19 protein-coding genes are annotated in these 17842 nt (G+C 66.8%); 10 read left to right on the top strand and 9 right to left on the bottom strand.

Features of this window, described 5'->3' with window-relative positions; all coding sequences use genetic code 11:
- Positions 1-250: 250 nt before the first annotated feature.
- The gene (locus ABZ942_RS02595) at positions 251-2194 is read left to right on the top strand and encodes a hypothetical protein (RefSeq protein ID WP_357378309.1); all 1944 of its coding nucleotides are present in this window, start codon (positions 251-253) and stop codon (positions 2192-2194) included.
- A 12-nt stretch (positions 2195-2206) separates the two neighbouring features.
- On the opposite strand, the gene ABZ942_RS02590 is transcribed toward ABZ942_RS02595, so the two are convergent.
- Positions 2207-2632: a DUF1707 domain-containing protein gene (locus tag ABZ942_RS02590; RefSeq protein ID WP_357378307.1), complete on the bottom strand. Its 426-nt coding sequence runs from the start codon at positions 2630-2632 to the stop codon at positions 2207-2209.
- A gap of 196 nt (positions 2633-2828) precedes the next feature.
- On the opposite strand from ABZ942_RS02590, the gene ABZ942_RS02585 reads away from it, so the two are divergent.
- The 5 genes from ABZ942_RS02585 (at position 2829) to ABZ942_RS02565 (ending at position 6640) form a co-directional block, all read left to right on the top strand.
- Positions 2829-3914 (top strand): S-(hydroxymethyl)mycothiol dehydrogenase, encoded by a 1086-nt coding sequence (locus tag ABZ942_RS02585; RefSeq protein ID WP_357378305.1) that lies wholly within the window; start codon positions 2829-2831, stop codon positions 3912-3914.
- Positions 3911-4531, top strand: a complete 621-nt coding sequence (locus ABZ942_RS02580; protein WP_357378303.1) for an MBL fold metallo-hydrolase — start codon at positions 3911-3913, stop codon at positions 4529-4531. The genes ABZ942_RS02585 and ABZ942_RS02580 overlap by 4 nt, the downstream gene beginning before the upstream one ends.
- A gap of 245 nt (positions 4532-4776) precedes the next feature.
- Complete coding sequence (locus ABZ942_RS02575) at positions 4777-5925, top strand: Cmx/CmrA family chloramphenicol efflux MFS transporter (protein ID WP_357378301.1); 1149 nt, start codon at positions 4777-4779, stop codon at positions 5923-5925.
- Between the two features lie 96 nt (positions 5926-6021).
- Positions 6022-6354: a DUF6247 family protein gene (locus ABZ942_RS02570; RefSeq protein WP_357378299.1), complete on the top strand. Its 333-nt coding sequence runs from the start codon at positions 6022-6024 to the stop codon at positions 6352-6354.
- A 13-nt stretch (positions 6355-6367) separates the two neighbouring features.
- Complete coding sequence (locus ABZ942_RS02565; RefSeq protein ID WP_357378297.1) at positions 6368-6640, top strand: hypothetical protein; 273 nt, start codon at positions 6368-6370, stop codon at positions 6638-6640.
- A 75-nt stretch (positions 6641-6715) separates the two neighbouring features.
- On the opposite strand, the gene ABZ942_RS02560 is transcribed toward ABZ942_RS02565, so the two are convergent.
- The 8 genes from ABZ942_RS02560 to ABZ942_RS02525 all read right to left on the bottom strand — a co-directional run bounded on the left by ABZ942_RS02560 (position 6716) and on the right by ABZ942_RS02525 (position 13531).
- Positions 6716-7171 carry a DUF350 domain-containing protein gene (locus tag ABZ942_RS02560; protein WP_357378295.1) on the bottom strand — a complete coding sequence of 152 codons (456 nt, stop codon included), beginning with the start codon at positions 7169-7171 and terminating at the stop codon, positions 6716-6718.
- Complete coding sequence (locus ABZ942_RS02555; protein WP_357378293.1) at positions 7171-8352, bottom strand: glutathionylspermidine synthase family protein; 1182 nt, start codon at positions 8350-8352, stop codon at positions 7171-7173. The genes ABZ942_RS02560 and ABZ942_RS02555 overlap by 1 nt, the downstream gene beginning before the upstream one ends.
- Positions 8352-9107: a hypothetical protein gene (locus ABZ942_RS02550; protein ID WP_357378291.1), complete on the bottom strand. Its 756-nt coding sequence runs from the start codon at positions 9105-9107 to the stop codon at positions 8352-8354. The genes ABZ942_RS02555 and ABZ942_RS02550 overlap by 1 nt, the downstream gene beginning before the upstream one ends.
- A 31-nt stretch (positions 9108-9138) precedes the next feature.
- On the bottom strand, positions 9139-9426 hold the full coding sequence (locus tag ABZ942_RS02545) for an acylphosphatase (RefSeq protein WP_357378289.1): 288 nt from the start codon (positions 9424-9426) through the stop codon (positions 9139-9141).
- Positions 9426-9872 carry an OsmC family protein gene (locus ABZ942_RS02540; protein WP_357378287.1) on the bottom strand — a complete coding sequence of 149 codons (447 nt, stop codon included), beginning with the start codon at positions 9870-9872 and terminating at the stop codon, positions 9426-9428. The genes ABZ942_RS02545 and ABZ942_RS02540 overlap by 1 nt, the downstream gene beginning before the upstream one ends.
- 165 nt (positions 9873-10037) lie before the next feature.
- Complete coding sequence (locus tag ABZ942_RS02535) at positions 10038-10745, bottom strand: response regulator (protein WP_357378285.1); 708 nt, start codon at positions 10743-10745, stop codon at positions 10038-10040.
- 56 nt (positions 10746-10801) lie between these two features.
- Entirely contained in the window at positions 10802-13303 is a 2502-nt protein-coding gene (locus ABZ942_RS02530) for a sensor histidine kinase KdpD (protein WP_357378283.1), read from the bottom strand.
- Between the two features lie 66 nt (positions 13304-13369).
- Complete coding sequence (locus tag ABZ942_RS02525; protein ID WP_357378281.1) at positions 13370-13531, bottom strand: hypothetical protein; 162 nt, start codon at positions 13529-13531, stop codon at positions 13370-13372.
- 284 nt (positions 13532-13815) lie between these two features.
- Between ABZ942_RS02525 and ABZ942_RS02520 the strand changes: the two genes are divergently transcribed.
- The 4 genes from ABZ942_RS02520 to kdpB are packed head-to-tail and all read left to right on the top strand — an operon-like array spanning position 13816 to position 17841.
- Complete coding sequence (locus ABZ942_RS02520) at positions 13816-13917, top strand: potassium-transporting ATPase (RefSeq protein ID WP_357378279.1); 102 nt, start codon at positions 13816-13818, stop codon at positions 13915-13917.
- Positions 13914-14000 (top strand): potassium-transporting ATPase subunit F, encoded by an 87-nt coding sequence (locus ABZ942_RS02515; RefSeq protein WP_357379335.1) that lies wholly within the window; start codon positions 13914-13916, stop codon positions 13998-14000. The genes ABZ942_RS02520 and ABZ942_RS02515 overlap by 4 nt, the downstream gene beginning before the upstream one ends.
- On the top strand, positions 14001-15671 hold the full coding sequence (kdpA, locus tag ABZ942_RS02510; RefSeq protein ID WP_357378277.1) for a potassium-transporting ATPase subunit KdpA: 1671 nt from the start codon (positions 14001-14003) through the stop codon (positions 15669-15671).
- 1 nt (position 15672) lies between these two features.
- Positions 15673-17841, top strand: a complete 2169-nt coding sequence (gene kdpB, locus ABZ942_RS02505; RefSeq protein WP_357378275.1) for a potassium-transporting ATPase subunit KdpB — start codon at positions 15673-15675, stop codon at positions 17839-17841.
- Position 17842: the final 1 nt, after the last annotated feature.

Raw genomic sequence — 17842 nt, 5'->3', positions numbered from 1 at the left:
AGGTTTGCCGGACGCGTCGCCCTACTGTCTACCGCACCGGATCCGGCGCGGCGACCGACGCGCCCACCATATGCAGGACGTCAGCGCGCCGAGACAGGGCGTGCCGATGCCCGCAGGTAACGAACTCGAGACCTCAGCGGAACCTTTACACCAATAGACCGACGGACTCGCCGCACGCCCTGACGCCCGGCGACGTCGCCGCATACGATCCAGTCTGATTCGCCAGCGGGAATGTTTGGAGCGCCACAGGATGCCAGCCCCAGCCGGGACCAGTACGGCGTTCCGGCTTGCCCGAATCGCGGCGCTCGTACTCGGCAGCCTGTTGTTTCTGTACGCGTGCGAGAACAGCAAGAGTGCCATGCTGGCGGACAAGTGGGTCGAGGTCGCCATCGCGGGTGCGTTGTTGGCCGCCGGGCTCGGTGCGGCGTGGTTCGAGGTCACGTCGACCGACTATCGCGAGCAGGACGACGAGCTCGAGGCGGAGCGCGTCGAAAGCCGTAAGGACGGTGCGCAGATTCGCAGCGGCCACGCCAAAGGTCGGGCGGAAGTCCGTGGCGCATCGCACGGCCGCGCGCGCAAGAGCCGATGGATACCCGACATACTCCGGGCCGACGACGGCGAATCCCTCGCCGACCGGGCCGGAACGCGAGAGTTCCTGGTGGAATCCGAGGGTTGGTCGATGCGCGCGAAGATCGCCCGGTCCGGCGACCTCGTCTTCCACGGCCGCGATCTGGGTGGCACCTATCCGCCCTACGAATGGATGTGGGTCTTCCACCCCGAGACCTTCCCCGAGATCCGCACCGCGCTCGGTGATGACGAAGGTGAGATCCTCGAACTGCTCGAAGAGGTTGTCCCGCAACTGGATCGGCACGGCAGGCACGACCCTGGCGCCTGGCTGCGCACCCACGACATCCCGGCGACCTATCGCGAGAAGGGCGTGAGCGCGACTCAGGAAACCCGCGAACTCCCGATCATGCAGCCCGGCCTGCCTCGCCCGACACCTCGGCGTGCGGAATCCATTTCGACACGGGCACACCGAAACGAGCTGCCGTCCAAGCACTCCCGTCGTGAGCCGCGGAATGCCGCACCGCTCGACGAAGAGTCGGCCCCTATCCCGACCACGCCCGCACGCTCGCGCCGTGATCCGATCACATCCGGCAGGTCCCGATACGAGGACGTCGAACCGGCGCGGTCACCCTACGACGAGCCTGAACGGGCACGCGCACGCCGAGATCCTCTTGCGCCGTCCAGGTTCCAGTACGAAGACGCCGAGCCAGCGCAGTCGCCATACGACCACCCAGAACCGGCACGCCTACGGCGAGATCCCCTCGCCCCCTCCAGGTTCCAGTACGAAGACGCCGAGCCAGTGCGGTCACCGTACGACGAGCCGGAACCGGCACGCGCACAGTGGCATTCCGCTGCACCGCGCTCGTCGCGCGAAGAGTTCGGACCCGCCCCGTATGCGGACGCCGTCCCTCAGCCGGAACAGTTGCGCTCGCAGTGGCCTTCCTCCGTACCCGCGCGCTCGCGTGCGGACTTCGAACCTGCACCCTATGAGGAACCGGCCCGGTGGGAGGACCACCCCGCACCCCACTATGAGGACCCCGCACCGCATTGGCCGGTCCGCGACGAGAACGCGCGGCCCCCACTCGAGCGGCGCAAACGGGCGAGGTCCGCGCAACCGGCCAACGAATGGTCCCGCGACGACGACGCACCCGCGCAGTCTCCCTACGAGGACCCGGCCGAGGCCTGGGCAAGACGCCGACGGCTCGATGCCATCCAGTCGCAACTGGACCAACCCACTCCACCAGAGCCGCCGTCGCGGGCATACCGCAGGGAAACCGTACAGCCCCACTATGATTCGCAGCGCGGCGAACCCGACCTGCCGCTACAACGCAGAGGCAGTTCGGCCTTGCCGCACGACTACGCGGAAGCGGGCCGCTACGAGGAACTTTCGCCGCCCCGGCAACGACCCGCGCCGAACCCCGAACCGTCCTGGCCCGCGCGATCCATGCCGCGCCAACGGCAGGCGCCTCGCGAACAGCCGCCTCGGCAACGCGACGAATACACCCGGCCATGGACCGACCAGCTCGACGAGCCGCCCGCGCGCCGCCACCGGTCGAGCCCGCCGCCGAATTCAGCGGGCTCGGGTCGCCACGCGACATCGCAGAGTGCTACGCCACCTTGGCCCTAGGTCGCGCCCGCGTCAGCCCATGCGGCGCGAGCACCGACCGGACTCGAACCCGGTCAGCATCCGGAACACGAGCACCGCACCCCACGGCCCGATCACCCAGATCGGCCACGGATAGGTGAATTCGCCGACGCTCAGCGAAATCGCACCCCAGATAGACAGGACGAGCACGCTCACGCCGAGCCAGCTCGAGCCCTCGATCTTCTGCCAGATCGGCATCCGGGACGGCGAATCTGCCTTTCCGGCAGACTCTTTCGGCAACTTGGGCAGATCCGACAGCACCAGCTGCAGGTCGTCCGTGGTGGTGGTCGCGTACACCTGCGCGGTGCGCTGGTCGTACTCGGCGAGGTCGATCCGCCCATCGTCCAGGTGCCTGGCGAGCAGACGCACCACCTTCTCGCGTTCGGCGTTCGAGGCGCGGGTACCAGTCGAGATTTCCATCTGCGGTTCCTTGTCGACGGTTCCACCCTCCATAGTGGAATACGCTCTCAGAATGAACCCTCCACAATGGAATGTCAACCCTTGCCGCCCGACCGGACCCGGCGCTGGTGTCACCTCCCCGGGCGCGGCAGTATGGACGATGCTCAGTGCGCGGGCGGTCAGGGTTCGCGTCGACGAAAACCCCTAGGAGGCATAGGTGTCGGAAACCGTGCGCGGTGTCATCGCCCGTAGCAAAGGCGCGCCGGTCGAGATCGTCGACGTGGTGATTCCCGATCCCGGCGCCCACGACGTGGTCGTGCGGGTGCAGGCCTGCGGCGTCTGCCACACCGATCTGCACTACCGCGAGGGTGGCATCAACGACGAGTATCCGTTCCTGCTCGGGCACGAGGCCGCGGGGATCGTGGAGACCGTCGGCGCTGCGGTCACCCACGTCGAGGTCGGCGATTTCGTCATCCTGAACTGGCGGGCCGTGTGCGGCGAGTGCCGGGCCTGTAAGCGCGGTCGGCCCTGGTACTGCTTCGCGAGCCACAACGCGAGCAAGAAGATGACGCTCACCGACGGCACCGAACTGAGCCCGGCGCTCGGCATCGGCGCGTTCGTCGACAAGACGCTGGTACACGAAGGACAGTGCACCAAGGTCGATCCCGCGGCCGATCCCGCGGTGGCCGGGCTGCTCGGCTGCGGCGTGATGGCGGGCATCGGCGCGGCATTGAACACCGGCAACGTGTCCCGCGGCGACACCGTCGCGGTGCTCGGCTGCGGCGGTGTCGGCGACGCGGCCATCGCCGGTGCGCGGCTGGCCGGTGCGAAGACCATCATCGCGGTCGACCGGGATGCCCGAAAGCTGGCCTGGGCCACCGACTTCGGCGCGACCCACACCATCGACGCGACCAGCGAGGACGTGGTCGAGAAGATCCAGGAGTACACCGACGGCTTCGGCGCCGACGTCGTGATCGAGGCGGTCGGCCGACCGGAAACCTGGAAGCAGGCGTTCTACGCCCGCGACCTGGCGGGCACCGTGGTCCTGGTCGGCGTCCCCACGCCGGACATGACCATCGAGATGCCGCTGATCGACCTGTTCTCCCGCGGCGGCGCGCTGAAGTCGTCCTGGTACGGCGACTGCCTGCCCGAACGCGACTTCCCCACCCTGATCGACCTGCACCTGCAGGGCCGCCTGCCGCTGGAACGCTTTGTCACCGAACGCATTTCGCTCGACCAGGTAGAAGCTGCGTTCACCGCGATGCACGCGGGCGATGTGCTGCGTTCGGTGGTGGTCCGGTGAGGATCGATCGCGTCATCACCTCCGGCACCTTCTCCCTCGACGGCGGCACCTGGGACGTCGACAACAACGTCTGGCTCATCGGCGACGACCACGACGTCCTCGTCGTCGACGCCGCACACAACGCGGACGCGATCGCCGACGCCGTCGGCAACCGCAACGTCGTCGCCATCCTGTGCACCCACGGTCACAACGACCACGTCACCGTCGCACCGGAATTGAGCACCCGCCTCGACGCGCCCATCCTGCTGCACCCCGCCGACGAACCCCTCTGGCGGATGACCCACCCCGACGTCGGCTACCACTCCCTGGCCGACACTCCCCGAATCACGGTGGCCGACACCGACATCGACATCCTGCACACCCCCGGCCACTCCCCCGGCTCGGTCTCCCTGCATCTCCCCGAAGCGGCCGCCCTCTGCACCGGCGACACCCTGTTCTCCGGCGGCCCCGGCGCCACCGGCCGCTCCTACTCCGACTTCGACACCATCATCGCGTCCATCCGCGACCGCCTGCTCACCCTCCCCGACGAAACAACAGTGCACACCGGCCACGGCGACGCCACCACCATCGGCACCGAAAAGCCTTCCCTCGCAGACTGGATCGCCCGCGGCCACTAATTCCCTTGCCGTCACGGGCGGTGCCGTTGCTATGGTGTCGCTCGTGACTTCTCCAGAGGCGTCCAGACTCTAGCCACCTGTCGAACGACCAGGTGGCGTCCCTCGCCATGCGCGAATCGACCTGCCCGGTCGTTCGACCTCGAGCGTCGCCCCGTTGTGGGCGATATCTGCTCCGCCTCCCCTCCGTTGCCGCTCGATGCGCCGGAGGGGTGGCTCGGTGTCGAACAGAGTCTGGGAGTCTTTGTATGCCGGTAGTTATTTTCGTGTTGGGTGTCGCCGTATTCGCGCAGGGGACATCGGAATTCATGTTGTCCGGGCTGATCGAGCCCGTCGCCGCCGACGTTGGAGTTTCGCTCGGCGCAGCCGGGTTACTCACATCGCTGTTCGCGGTCGGAATGATCGTCGGTGCCCCGCTGACGGCGATGACCGCCGGTCGTTGGCCCGCCCGGTATGCACTGACCGGATGCTTGTCGCTGTTCATCGCGGCCCACGTCGTCGGTGCACTCACCACCACGTTCGGGGTCCTGCTCGCCACCCGGGTGATCGCGGCGGTAGCCAACGCCGGATTTCTCGCGGTCACCCTGGCCGCCCTACCCACCCTCGCCGGTCCGCACCGGGTCGGCCGAGCAACCTCCATCATCCTGTCCGGCGTCACCCTGGCCTGCATCGCCGGCGTCCCCGCCGGAGCCTTCCTCGGCCAGACACTCGGCTGGCGATCCGCGTTCTGGGCGGTCGCCATCGTGAGTGTGCCTGCGCTGGTTGGCACTTGGTTGCTGGTTCGGACAGAACCCAGGAAGCAGGGACCAGCCGACGACACTTCCCCGTGGACCGAGTGGCGCGCCTTGGGCCTACCGCGCGTACGGATCATGCTGATGCTCGGCAGCGTGGTAAACGCAGCGACGTTCGCCACCTTCACCTATCTGGCGGTAATCACCACCAACGTCAGCGAAGCCGAGCCCGGATGGGTACCAATAGTCCTGGCACTGTTCGGATTCGGATCTTTCGTCGGCGTCACCCTTGCCGGCCACTATGCCGATCGATACGCCCACGCCATCCTCACAGCCGGATCCATTGCGCTGCTCATCATTTGGCTCACGACAGCACTGACCGCAAGCTACCTACCGGCCCTGCTGATCATGGCGACAGTCGGCGGCACCGCATCCTTCGCACTCGGCTCCACGGTGATCGGCCGAATCGTCACCACCGCAGCACCGACAGCCCCGCACCTGAGCGGCGCCTTCGCCACCGCCGCCCTCAACCTCGGCGCCGCCCTCGGCCCAGCCACCGCAGGCCTGGCCATTTCCATCACCGGAACCCCCACCTCAGCCCTGTGGACCAGCGCAGCACTAGCCGCAACCGCAATCACCCTGACGAAACAACCCACCCCACACTGACCCCGTCCGCCAGTGACGCGGGCTGACACTCGACTGGCAGTCGAGTGTCAGCCCATGTCGGCGACATTGTCACCACCACGGGTTATCGTGAATCTCATGGAAGCCCGACGCTCCGACCCGGCAAACGCCGCCGTGCCTGCGGCGGAACCGAACGCGCTGCGGGCCGCGCTCCCCCCTGAACTGCGCGCCGAATTCGACCGCGAATGGGATGTTGTCCTCGAACAGGCCAAGAAGTCCCACACCCTCGAAGAGATCGACGCACTGCTCAACAAGTGGCAGCACACTGCCGTGATGGAGATCCGAGAACCCGGCTCTTACCAGCGGATGCTCGACAAAGCCGAGCGGATCCAAGCCGACGGTGGCCGCAAGACGGGTGTGTCGATAGACGACGTACGCAGGCTGATAACGCGCCGGTTGCAGGCGGGTTGAGGAATAACGCCACTTGTACCTCATCGTCCCCGACCCCGACACAACCGAACAGATTGCGGCACTCCCGACCGACGTTCTGCACGAGTTCGCCGAAGTCCTCACGGTCCTCGAGTTGACGCCGTGGGCCGGCCAACCACAGAACGCCGACAACCCCGACGGGGCAGTGCGTCGCTGGGCATTCGGTCCCGCCCACGCCGGACAACTCATCTACCTCATCGATGACCGCGCACGGGAAGTGCACCTTCTCATGGTGCAGTGGTTCGGCACTCTCGGAGATCTCCAATGATCACCTGCGCATGGGAGCGATCAACGAGCCGCTGAGCGAGTGGCGCACCGTGGTGCGCTACTCCACACCAGGCGGTCAGAGGATGGCGAAGGCTACTACCAGGCCGAGGGCGAAGTGGGCGGCGGCTACCACCAGGACTTCGGGGGTGTAGGTGTCGGCGTACAGGGTGGCGCCGATGTCGATGCCGAGGGCTTTTTCGATGACGCGGACCGAGACCACCTGGGCGATGATGCCGACGAGGCCGAAGATGAGGGCGGCGATGAGGCCCTCGGAGAGCTTGCCGCCGGTGCCGACCGCGAGGATGGCGAGGACGACGATGAGGGCCATGCTGATCATGCCTGCGGCGGCGACGATGATGGCGTTGGGCTTGCCCTGGACGACCAGTGCGCGCAGCTTACCGGGGGTGGTCAGGTCGATGGCGTAGAAGCCGACGAGCATCAGTACCAGGCCGATCAGGGCGTAGAGGATGATCGCTCCCACGCCCTCGCCGAGCGAGCTCCAGTACCCCGATTCGAGGGCGACTGTGGTCATCATGATCCTTCCGAGGCGGATTGGGCGATGCGGTGCGGGACGAAGGCGGAGCCGTCGTCGGTGATCAGTCCGGCGGTCTCGCGAATGCCGAGGCCCGCGGCGGTGTCGCCGACGATCCAGGCACCGAGCACGGGACGCATATCGTCGAATTCCGGTAGCGGATCGAGCAATTGGTAGACGTAGCCCTCTTCGCCATAGACGCCGCCGGTGGCGGTTTCCAGACCGGCGCCGACGATGGTCATGTTGGCGCCCTCGCGGCCGAGCTTCGGCTTGCGGATGTATTCGGTGAGCTCGTTGGGCTGATCGAGGTAGGCGGGCAACAGATTCGGATGCCCGGGGTACATCTCCCACAGGATCGCGAGGATCGCTTTGTTGCTGAGCAACGTCTTCCACAGCGGTTCGATCCACATGGTCTGCGGCAGGCTGCCCACCACCCGCTTGCCGAAGTCGTCGTCCAGGGCCCATTCCCACGGGTACAGCTTGAAGATCGCCTCGATCGGCGCCTCGGCCAGATCGACGAAACGCGCCAGCTCCGTGTCGAATCCGACCTCTTCGATCGGCAACGCGATGGTGTCGAACCCGGCCTCGGCCGCGGTCTCCTGCATGTACGCGGTGGTGACGTTGTCCTCACCGGTGGCGTCGGCCCCCGACCAGCTGAAGTGCAGCTGCGCGGTCGGCAGGATGTCGCGCAGCTCGGTCCAGCGCTCGACGAGCTTCTCGTGCAACGAATTCCACTGATCGCCGCCGGGATAGAGCGCGGTCAGCCAGTGCCACTGCACAATCGCCGCCTCCAGCAGCGAGGTCGGCGTATCGGCGTTGTATTCCAGCAGTTTCGCCGGACGCCGTGCGTCGTAACGCAGGTCGAACCGTCCGTAGACGTAAGGGTCATTGCGCCGCCAGGATTCGGCGATCGGCCCCCAACTCCATTCGGGCAGACCGAAATCCTTGAACCGTTCGGTCAGCACAACGTGCTCGACGGCGTCCAGGCACATCGAGTGCAGCAGCTCGACATCGGCTTCCAGCGCGAGGATTTCGTCCATCTCGAACTCGTAGTACACCGACTCGTCCCAGTACGGTCGTGGCTGACCGCCGGCGTCGCGGCCGGGCACGCCGTAGACGAGGCCCTGGCTCTCGGTGATCTGCTGCCAATCCGGCCGGGGCGTACTGCGCACTCGCCGCACTATGATCCTCCGCCGGTGCTCTTGCTGCCCAGTCCGCCGCGCTGAATTGTGGTGCCGCTCTTGGTCTTTATCTCGGCGCTCTTGGGTTTCACGGTGGTGCCACCGGTCGGTGGTTTGCCGATGGTCGGCGTGCCGCCGTAGTAGTAGCGGTACTGCGGGCCGCCGCCGAGGATGATCAGGCCGGGTCCGATGCCGCCGTCACTGACGAAGCCCTGGCGACCGTCGCCGCAATAGCTGTCATCGACGACGATTTCCTGACCGTTCTCGGTCTTCACGCACGACGCGGTGACCTTGTCCGGCGCGGTGAACGCCCGGTAGGCGAGGTACCCGCCACCGACCAGCGCAGCGACACCGACGATCGCCACACCGCCGATCATCACCCGCTTACGCGTGCGCTTCTTGGCCTCGCCCGCCGCGACGGCGGCCTGCTGCGCTTCCTCGGCCCGCTTGCGCGCCTTGTCCCTGGCCCGTGCCTCGGCCACCGTCGGCGGGCGCGGCTGGGTGATGCCCGGCTCCTGCCGCTGCACGCTGCCCCGTCGTGGCGGGACCTGTTGCGGTGCAGAAGATTCCGGAAAAACAGTGGGCAGTCCGGGGATGGTCGAGGGTGTCGCGCCGGGATTCGGATCGTCCGCGGCCGCCGGTCCTGGGGTATTCACTTCGTGCGCCCCGGGCGTGCTCGACGGTTGCTCCGCCGCGGCGGCGGGTTCGTTCGGCTCGTTCCCCGGCCGCTCGTCACCGGGATTGTGCGTGCTCACTGTCGAGTCCTCGTCCTATCCCGGCCCACCACTACCGCTCCTCGAATCCGGTCAAATCACCCCGCGCGGGCTCCCAGCTTTCCACAACCAAGGTCACCCGACCAGGCGTATCCCCGGAACGTAGCAGTTCGAGCAACCGCTCGCAGTCGTCTCGCGGCCCCTCCGCGACAACGTGCACCCGCCCATCCCGAGCATTGGTTGCGTGCCCGGTCACCCCGAGCTCCAACGCACGCGACCGCGTCCACCAGCGGAATCCCACCCCCTGGACGCGGCCGTGCACCCACGCGCTCAGCCGGATCAGCTCAGCGGTTTCGCCCATCAGGCTTCGACATCGAAGGACAAAGTCACCTTCGTCCCCGCCTGCAGAGTCCGGCCCACTGTGCATGCCTTGTCGATGGCGCGCTGCACGGTAACCAGCAACCGCTCCCTCGCCTCCTGGTCCAATTCGCTGAGATCGAGCTCGAACGTCTCGTCCAACTGCGGGTACAGCTCGTTCTCCCGATCCGCGTCCCCGGACACCCGAATCGTCGCGTCGAAGGAGTCGCCGAGTTTGCGCGCGAGCGAGAAGTCCGCGCTCAAGCCCGAGCAACCTGCCAGTGCGATCTTCAGCAGCTCACCGGGAGTGAAGGCGCCCGGCACGCCCTGTGAAGCAATCAATACCTCGGCGCCGCGCGAGCTGCGCCCGGTGTACGCCCGCGTCCCGGTGCGCTCGACCCATAGTTCGGTCGGTTGTGATGCCGCAGTCGCGGGTGTTTGTTCAGCCATAGGCTCGATCCTGCCAGCTCCCCCGCCTCTCCGAGTCTTCAGGCCAGACTCGTGTGCCACTCGAGTTTCGTTGGCGACCGGCGGCAAGGGACAAGTCGAGCCAGCCCGTCCCCGGCGAGTTACCCATGTCCTCGCGATATCAGTTGTCCTGGCTTGTCTCCGAGCTCACTCTTGGAACCGGTAGCCCATCCCGGCCTCGGTCAGCAGGTGCTTGGGGTGTGACGGATCGTCCTCGAGCTTGCGCCGCAACTGCGCCAAATACACACGCAGGTAATGGGTTTCGGTCGCATACGACGGGCCCCACACCTCGCGCAGCAGCTCTTTGCGCCCGACCAGTTTGCCCTTGTTGCGCACCAGCATCTCGAGCATGCCCCACTCGGTCGGCGTGAGATGCACCGTCTCGTCGTTCTTGGTCACCTTCTTGGCGGCGAGGTCGACGGTGAACGACGAGGTCACCACCACCGGATCGGAGGAGTCGGTGTCGGCGGCGCCGCGCCGGACCGCGGCGCGCAGCCTGGCCAGCAGCTCGTCCATGCCGAACGGCTTGGTGACGTAGTCGTCGGCGCCGGCGTCCAGCGCCTCGACCTTGTCCGCCGAGTCGGTGCGCGCGGAGAGCACGATCACCGGCGCCGAGGTCCAGCCGCGCAACCCGGCGAGCACCTCGATGCCGTCGATATCGGGCAGTCCGAGGTCGAGGATCACCACGTCGGGATGCTTGTCGGCGGCCGCACGCAGCGCGGCGCCGCCGGTGCCCGCGGTGATCACCTCGTAGCCGCGGACGGACAGGTTGATCCGCAGCGCGCGCACGATCTGCGGTTCGTCGTCGACCACCAGCACCTTGATCGGTGGGGCGTCCTGCTTCTTGTCGGTCATCACGGCTTCCTGTGTGGTCCGGGGCTGCGGTGCTCCCACTGTCGATGTACTCATCATCAGCTGCTCGCTTCCGTTTCGTCGGCAGGCAGGTCCACGATCATGGTCAATCCTCCGCCAGGGGTCGGTTCGGCGTGCACGGTGCCGCCCATCGCCTCGACGAAACCGCGGACCACCGAAAGGCCGAGCCCGACGCCGGTGGTGTTGTCACGGTCGCCGAGCCGTTGGAACGGCTCGAACAATTGTTCCTCGGTGCCCTGCGGCACGCCGGGGCCGACATCCACCACTGCGATTGATACGCGGTCGCCCTCGCGTTCGGCGGTGACCCGCACCGGCGTGTCGCGCGTGGCGTGCCGCAGCGCGTTATCGATCAGGTTGGCCACCACCCGTTCCAGCAGCCCGGCGTCCGCGCGCACGGAGACGTCGCCGACCTCCACCTTCACCCGATCCATCGCCGCGCGCCGCAACCCGCGCGCGCCCATGCCGACGCTGACCAGCGCCTGATGCACCACCTCGTCCATGTACACCCGCTGCAGCTGTGGTTTCACCACGCCGACGGCCAGCCGGGACGAGTCGAGCAGGTTGCCGACCAGCGCGGTCAGCTGATCCACCGATTCCTCGATGGTCTCCAGCAATTCGGTGGTGTCCTCGGCGGAGAACTCGATGTCGTCGCTGCGCAGGCTGGACACCGCGGCCTTGGCCCCGGCCAGCGGCGTGCGCAGGTCGTGACTCACTGCGGAGAGCAGCGCACGGCGCAACCGGTCGGCCTCGAGCAATGCCGCAGCGGCGTTGGCCTCCTCGGCGAGCCTGGATTGCCGCACCAGCCCGGCCGCCTGGTTGGCGACGGCGTTGAGCACCGGTCGGTCGGCGGCGGCCAACGGCCGTCCGGACAGCAGCAGCCAGCTCGACGCGTCGCCCGCCTGAATCGCGGTGTCGGCGTCGGCGGCGCGCTGCGGCGGATTCGTGCCCACCGCGGCGACCACGTGCTCACCGCACTGCATGCTGACGGCACGCAAGCCATAGGTCTCTCGAACCTGCTCGAGCAGGTTCGGCAGATCCGCGCCGTGCAGCACGGCACCGGCGAACAGCGTCAGCAACTCGGCCTCCTGCGAGGCCCGCCGCGCCTGCCGGGTCTGCCTGGCGGCCACGTCGACCAGCGCCGCCACCGCGACCGCGACGAACAGCAACACCACCACCGTGACGAAGCTGTCCGGCGCGGCGATGGTCAGGCTGTAGCGCGGATCGGCGAAGAACCAGTTGAGCAGCAGCCCGGACAGCAGCGCCGAAAAAGCCGCGGGCACAACACCACCGAGCAACGCGACAGCGACGACGCCGATGAAGAACACCGCGCTGAGACCGCCGAGCTGCAGGTAGCCGTCGAGGAACACGTCACAGATCCCGCACACCGCGAGCGGAACGAGCACGGCCGCGAGCCAGGCCCGGATCGGCTGGCGCGGCATGAGCGAATACCGGCGCAGACCACGGTGAGCTTCCTCGTGCGTCACCATGTGCACGTCGATCTTTCCCGACTGCTGCACCACGCTGGAGCCGATGCCCTCGTCGAGCATCCTGGCCCACCTGGACCGCCGCGAGGTACCGAGCACCAGCTGCGTCGCGTTCACCTCGCGGGCGAAATCCAGCAGCGCGGTCGGCACGTTGTCACCGGTGACCGTGTGCAGCGAGGCATCCAGGCTGGCGGCGAGTTCGCGCAACCGGGTCAGCCGTTCGGTGGATACCCCGACCAGCCCGTCGCCGCGCACGACGTGCACCAGGACGAGTTCGGCGCTGGCCTTGCTCGCGATGCGACTGGCCCGGCGCACCACGGTCTCCGATTCCGGCCCGCCGGTCACCGCGACGACGACGCGCTCGCGGGCCTCCCACAGATCGGTGATCTTGTGATCGGCCCGGTACTTCGACAATGCGGCGTCGACCTGATCGGCCAGCCAGAGCAGCGCCAATTCCCTTAGCGCGGTGAGATTTCCGGGCCGGAAGTAGTTGCGCAGCGCGGCATCCACCTTGTCGGCCGCGTACACGTTGCCGTGGGACAGCCTGCGCCGCAACGCTTCCGGCGTGAGGTCGACCAGCTCGACCTGATCCGCGCCGCGTACCACCGCGTCCGGCACGGTCTCGCGCTGCTGGATGCCGGTGATCTGCTCGACGACATCGTTGAGGCTCTCCAGGTGCTGCACGTTGACCGTGGAGATCACATCGATGCCCGCGTCCAGGAGCTCTTCGACGTCCTGCCAACGCTTTTCGTGCCTGCCGCCCGGCGCGTTGGTGTGCGCCAACTCGTCCACCAGCGCCACCGCCGGATGGCGGCGCAGCACCGCGTCGACGTCGAGCTCGGACAGCTCGGCACCGCGGTACTCCACCACCTTGGGTGGAACCCGCTCGATGCCCTCCAGCAGGGCGGCGGTCTTGGACCGCCCGTGTGTTTCGACCACCGCAGCCACCACGTCGCGGCCGCGCTCGAGCCGTCGGTGTGCCTCGCCGAGCATGGCGTAGGTCTTACCGACTCCCGGCGCGGCGCCGAGGTAGATGCGGAGTTGTCCGCGTTTCACTCGTCCATCATTGCGCGTCGTGGTCGCTGAACCGCGCACCACGTGAACATCACGGCGCGCTGCTGCTCAAGCATCGAACGGTCCAGGCCCGATGCCGGGCCAGGTGCGTCGGTCGTTGTCGGCGACCACTCGCTGAACCTGCCTGCCCGCGCCCCGTGCCCCCAGCGCGCGAATGAACAGCGCGCAGCACACGAACCCGACGATGACGGCGATGGTGACAGCCGACAATTTCGATCCTCTCTTGCGACCAATGCGAACAACCGGTTGCGCTGGAGTGGTCCGCCTGGCCGGCCCTCAACTACTACCCGCCCAGATAGAGATCACACCGATCTTTACGGTGTGTTGACGGTGTTGCCGCGCACTTTGACGGCATCCTTTCAGCTATCCGGAGCCGGGTGTAAACGAAGCGCAAAGGCAAGCATTTGTCGCGCTAAGGAGTCGTAAGGAACCTCGGCACGGGCCTGATCGAAGACTTGACTCGCCTGGGCGCGCTCCACAACCGGAGCGCCGTGATGGAGGTTGATTTAAACATGTCTGTCGTGGTGTTCACGGTGCTCACCGTGGCGATCTTCGCCCTGCTGGGGCTGATCCAGCGAGGGGTGGAGAAGCTGTGATCGCGAACCTGATCGGTTTGGTTCTCGCCATCTCCGTTGCGATTTACATGGTCGCGGCACTGCTTTTCCCCGAGAGGTTCTAGGTGAACACGACCACAGCGGGGATCGCCTTCATCGCATCCCTGATCATCGCGCTTGCCCTGGTGCATGTGCCGCTCGGCGACTACATGTTCCGGGTCTACAACAACACCAAGCACTCCCGCGCCGAGCGCGCCCTCTATAAGGCGATCGGCGTGCAGCCCGAGGTCGAGCAGACCTGGGGCGTGTATGCCCGCAGTGTGCTCGCCTTCTCGGCGGTCAGCATCCTGTTCTTGTTCTTCCTGCAACTGCTCCAGGGCAAACTGCCACTGCATTTGAACAACCCCGGCACCGAGATGACCCCGGCGCTGGCCTGGAACACCGCGGTCAGCTTCGTCACGAACACCAACTGGCAGAACTACTCCGGTGAATCGACCCAGGGCCACCTGGTGCAGATGGCCGGGCTCGCGGTGCAGAACTTCGTCTCCGCGGCCGTCGGTATGGCCGTCGCAGTCGCGCTGGTGCGCGGCTTCGCCCGCCGCCACACCGGCGATCTCGGCAACTTCTGGGTGGACCTGGTGAGGGGTACCATCCGGATCCTGCTGCCGATCGCGTTCGTGTTCGCGATCGTGCTGATCGCCGGTGGTGTGATCCAGAACTTCCACCTGCACGACCAGGTCGCGCAGACGCTGAACGGCACCGAGCAGACGATTACCGGCGGGCCGGTGGCCAGCCAAGAAGTGATCAAGGAGCTGGGCACCAACGGCGGCGGTTTCTACAACGCGAACTCGTCGCATCCGTTCGAGAACCCCACCACCTGGACCAACTGGCTCGAAATCTTCCTGATCCTCGTGATCAGTTTCTCGCTGCCGCGCACCTTCGGCCGGATGGTCGGCAGCAAGAAGCAGGGCGTCGCCATCGCCGCGGTGATGGGCACGATCGCGATCGTCAGCATCACGTTGAGCAATGTCTTCCAGCTGGCGCACCACGGCACGGTGCCGACCGCGATCGGCGCGTCCATGGAAGGCGTCGAAACCCGTTTCGGCGTCGCCGATTCCGCGACCTTCTCCGGCGCGACCACGCTGACGTCCACCGGCGCCGTCGACTCGTTCCACGACTCCTACACCAGCCTCGGCGGCATGATGACGATGTTCAACATGCAGCTCGGCGAAGTCGCGCCGGGCGGAACGGGTTCCGGGCTCTACGGCATGCTCATCCTCGCGGTGATCACCGTCTTCGTCGCGGGTCTGATGGTCGGGCGCACACCGGAATACCTCGGCAAGAAGATCACCCCGCGCGAGATCAAGCTCGCCGCTTCCTATTTCCTGGTCAGCCCGCTGATCGTGTTGATAGGCACCGCGATTGCGATGGCCATGCCAGGACAACGCGCCGCAATGGCGAACTCCGGGCCACACGGGCTCTCGGAAGTGTTGTACGCCTTCACGTCCGCCGCCAACAACAACGGCTCAGCGTTCGCGGGCTTGTCCGGCAACACCGAGTGGTACAACACCGCACTCGGCCTCGCGATGGTCTTCGGCCGGTTCCTGCCGATCATCTTCGTGCTCGCGCTCGCCGGTTCGCTGGCCAAGCAAGGCAATACCCCCGAGTCGATCGGCACACTGCCGACGCACCGGCCGCAGTTCATCGGCATGGTCGTCGGCACCACCGTGATCCTGGTCGCACTCACCTTCCTGCCCGCACTCGCGCTCGGGCCGCTCGCCGAAGGAATCCACTGAAATGACCAGTCCCACTACTGAAATCACCGTTCCGGACGAGTTCAACGAGTCGAAGAAGCAGCTGGCCCAGAAGTCCGGCCGGGTCCCGCGCGGCGCGCTCGACCCCAAGATGCTGCTGACCTCGCTGCCCGACGCGGTGCGCAAGCTCGACCCGCGCACCATGTGGCGCAACCCGGTGATGTTCATCGTCGAGCTCGGCGCCGTCTGGTCGACGGTGCTCGCGATCACCGATCCCACCTTCTTCGCCTGGGCGATCGTGGTGTGGCTGTGGCTCACCGTGATCTTCGCCAATCTCGCCGAGGCGGTGGCCGAGGGGCGCGGCAAGGCGCAGGCCGACACGTTGCGCAAGGCCAAGACCGACACCGTCGCACGGCGCTTGGTGGATTGGACGCCCGGCGGCCAGGTGGTCGAGGAGGGTGTCGCCGCACCGGAACTGCAGCGCGGCGATCATGTCGTCGTCGAGGCCGGACAGGTCATCCCCGGTGACGGTGATGTCGTGGAAGGCATTGCCTCGGTGGACGAATCGGCGATCACCGGTGAATCCGCGCCGGTGATCCGGGAATCCGGCGGTGACCGTTCCGCGGTGACCGGCGGCACCACCGTGCTGTCGGACCGGATCGTCGTCAAGATCACCCAGGAGCCCGGCAAGAGCTTCATCGACAAGATGATCGCTCTCGTCGAAGGCGCCAGCAGGCAGAAGACCCCCAACGAGATCGCGCTCAACATCCTGCTCGCCTCGCTGACCATCATCTTCGTCTTCGCGGTGGTCACACTGCAGCCGCTGGCGATCTTCTCCAAGGCGAACAACCCTGGCGTGCCGGATACTTCGGCGCTGGACGTCAACGGGATCACCGGGATCGTCATGGTCTCGCTGCTCGTGTGCCTTATCCCGACCACCATCGGCGCGCTGCTCTCGGCCATCGGCATCGCGGGCATGGACCGGCTCGTGCAGCGCAACGTGCTCGCCATGTCCGGGCGCGCGGTCGAGGCCGCGGGCGACGTGAACACGCTGCTGCTGGACAAGACCGGCACCATCACCCTCGGCAACCGGCAGGCCTCGGAATTCGTTCCGATGCCCGGCATTTCGGCCGACGAGCTGGCCGACGCGGCCCAGCTGTCCAGCCTCGCCGACGAGACGCCCGAAGGCCGCTCCATCGTGGTGTACGCCAAGCAGGCGTTCAACAAGCGTGAGCGCACGCCCGGCGAACTGAAGGGCGCGACCTGGGTCGAGTTCACCGCGCAGACCCGGATGTCGGGTGTGGACCTGAACGACGGGCATCAGCTGCGCAAGGGCGCGGCCAGCGCGGTCATCGAATGGGTTCGCGCGCAAGGGGGCAACGTGCCCAGCGAGGCCGGGGTGACCGTCGACGGCGTCTCCGCCTCCGGTGGCACGCCACTGGTCGTCGGTGAGGTCCAGGACGGCACCGCACGGTTGCTCGGCGTGATCCACCTCAAAGACGTTGTCAAACAAGGCATGCGGGAACGCTTCGACGAGATGCGCCGGATGGGCATCCGCACCGTCATGATCACCGGCGACAATCCGTTGACCGCCAAGGCGATTGCCGACGAGGCGGGCGTGGACGACTTCCTCGCCGAGGCCACGCCGGAGGACAAGCTGGCGCTGATCAAGAAGGAACAGGACGGCGGTCGGCTGGTCGCGATGACCGGTGACGGCACCAACGACGCACCGGCACTGGCCCAGGCCGACGTGGGCGTCGCCATGAACACCGGCACCTCGGCAGCCAAAGAGGCCGGCAACATGGTCGATCTGGACTCCGATCCGACCAAGCTGATCGAGATCGTCGAGATCGGCAAACAGCTGCTTATCACCCGTGGTGCACTCACCACGTTCTCCATCGCCAATGACATCGCCAAGTACTTCGCGATCCTGCCCGCGCTGTTCATCGCGCTGTTCCCCGGGCTGGACGCGCTGAACATCATGCGGCTGCACAGCCCGCAGTCGGCGATCCTGTCCGCGGTCATCTTCAACGCGATCATCATCGTCGCGCTGATCCCGCTGTCGCTGCGCGGCGTGAACTACACGCCGTCCAATGCGTCGAAGTTGTTGAGCCGCAACCTGTTGATCTACGGCCTCGGCGGCATCATCGCGCCGTTCATCGGCATCAAGATCATCGACCTCGTCGTCCAACTCCTCCCTGGGATGTCCTGAC

The organism is Nocardia sp. NPDC046473 (genome assembly GCF_040645995.1).
Taxonomy (GTDB): Bacteria; Actinomycetota; Actinomycetes; order Mycobacteriales; family Mycobacteriaceae; genus Nocardia.
The sequence above is the reverse complement of the archived record's forward strand: the minus strand, read 5'-3'. Positions and strand labels throughout refer to the sequence as shown.

What these genes read in the sequence shown, in the direction of transcription:
- ABZ942_RS02595 (WP_357378309.1), top strand. Translation starts at nt 251, where the DNA reads ATGCCAGCCCCAGCCGGGACCAGTACGGCGTTCCGGCTTGCCCGAATC.
- ABZ942_RS02590 (WP_357378307.1), bottom strand. Translation starts at nt 2,632, where the DNA reads ATGGAAATCTCGACTGGTACCCGCGCCTCGAACGCCGAACGCGAGAAG.
- ABZ942_RS02575 (WP_357378301.1), top strand. Translation starts at nt 4,777, where the DNA reads ATGCCGGTAGTTATTTTCGTGTTGGGTGTCGCCGTATTCGCGCAGGGG.
- ABZ942_RS02570 (WP_357378299.1), top strand. Translation starts at nt 6,022, where the DNA reads ATGGAAGCCCGACGCTCCGACCCGGCAAACGCCGCCGTGCCTGCGGCG.
- ABZ942_RS02560 (WP_357378295.1), bottom strand. Translation starts at nt 7,171, where the DNA reads ATGACCACAGTCGCCCTCGAATCGGGGTACTGGAGCTCGCTCGGCGAG.
- ABZ942_RS02545 (WP_357378289.1), bottom strand. Translation starts at nt 9,426, where the DNA reads ATGGGCGAAACCGCTGAGCTGATCCGGCTGAGCGCGTGGGTGCACGGC.
- ABZ942_RS02540 (WP_357378287.1), bottom strand. Translation starts at nt 9,872, where the DNA reads ATGGCTGAACAAACACCCGCGACTGCGGCATCACAACCGACCGAACTA.
- ABZ942_RS02535 (WP_357378285.1), bottom strand. Translation starts at nt 10,745, where the DNA reads ATGACCGACAAGAAGCAGGACGCCCCACCGATCAAGGTGCTGGTGGTC.
- ABZ942_RS02520 (WP_357378279.1), top strand. Translation starts at nt 13,816, where the DNA reads ATGGAGGTTGATTTAAACATGTCTGTCGTGGTGTTCACGGTGCTCACC.
- kdpB (WP_357378275.1), top strand. Translation starts at nt 15,673, where the DNA reads ATGACCAGTCCCACTACTGAAATCACCGTTCCGGACGAGTTCAACGAG.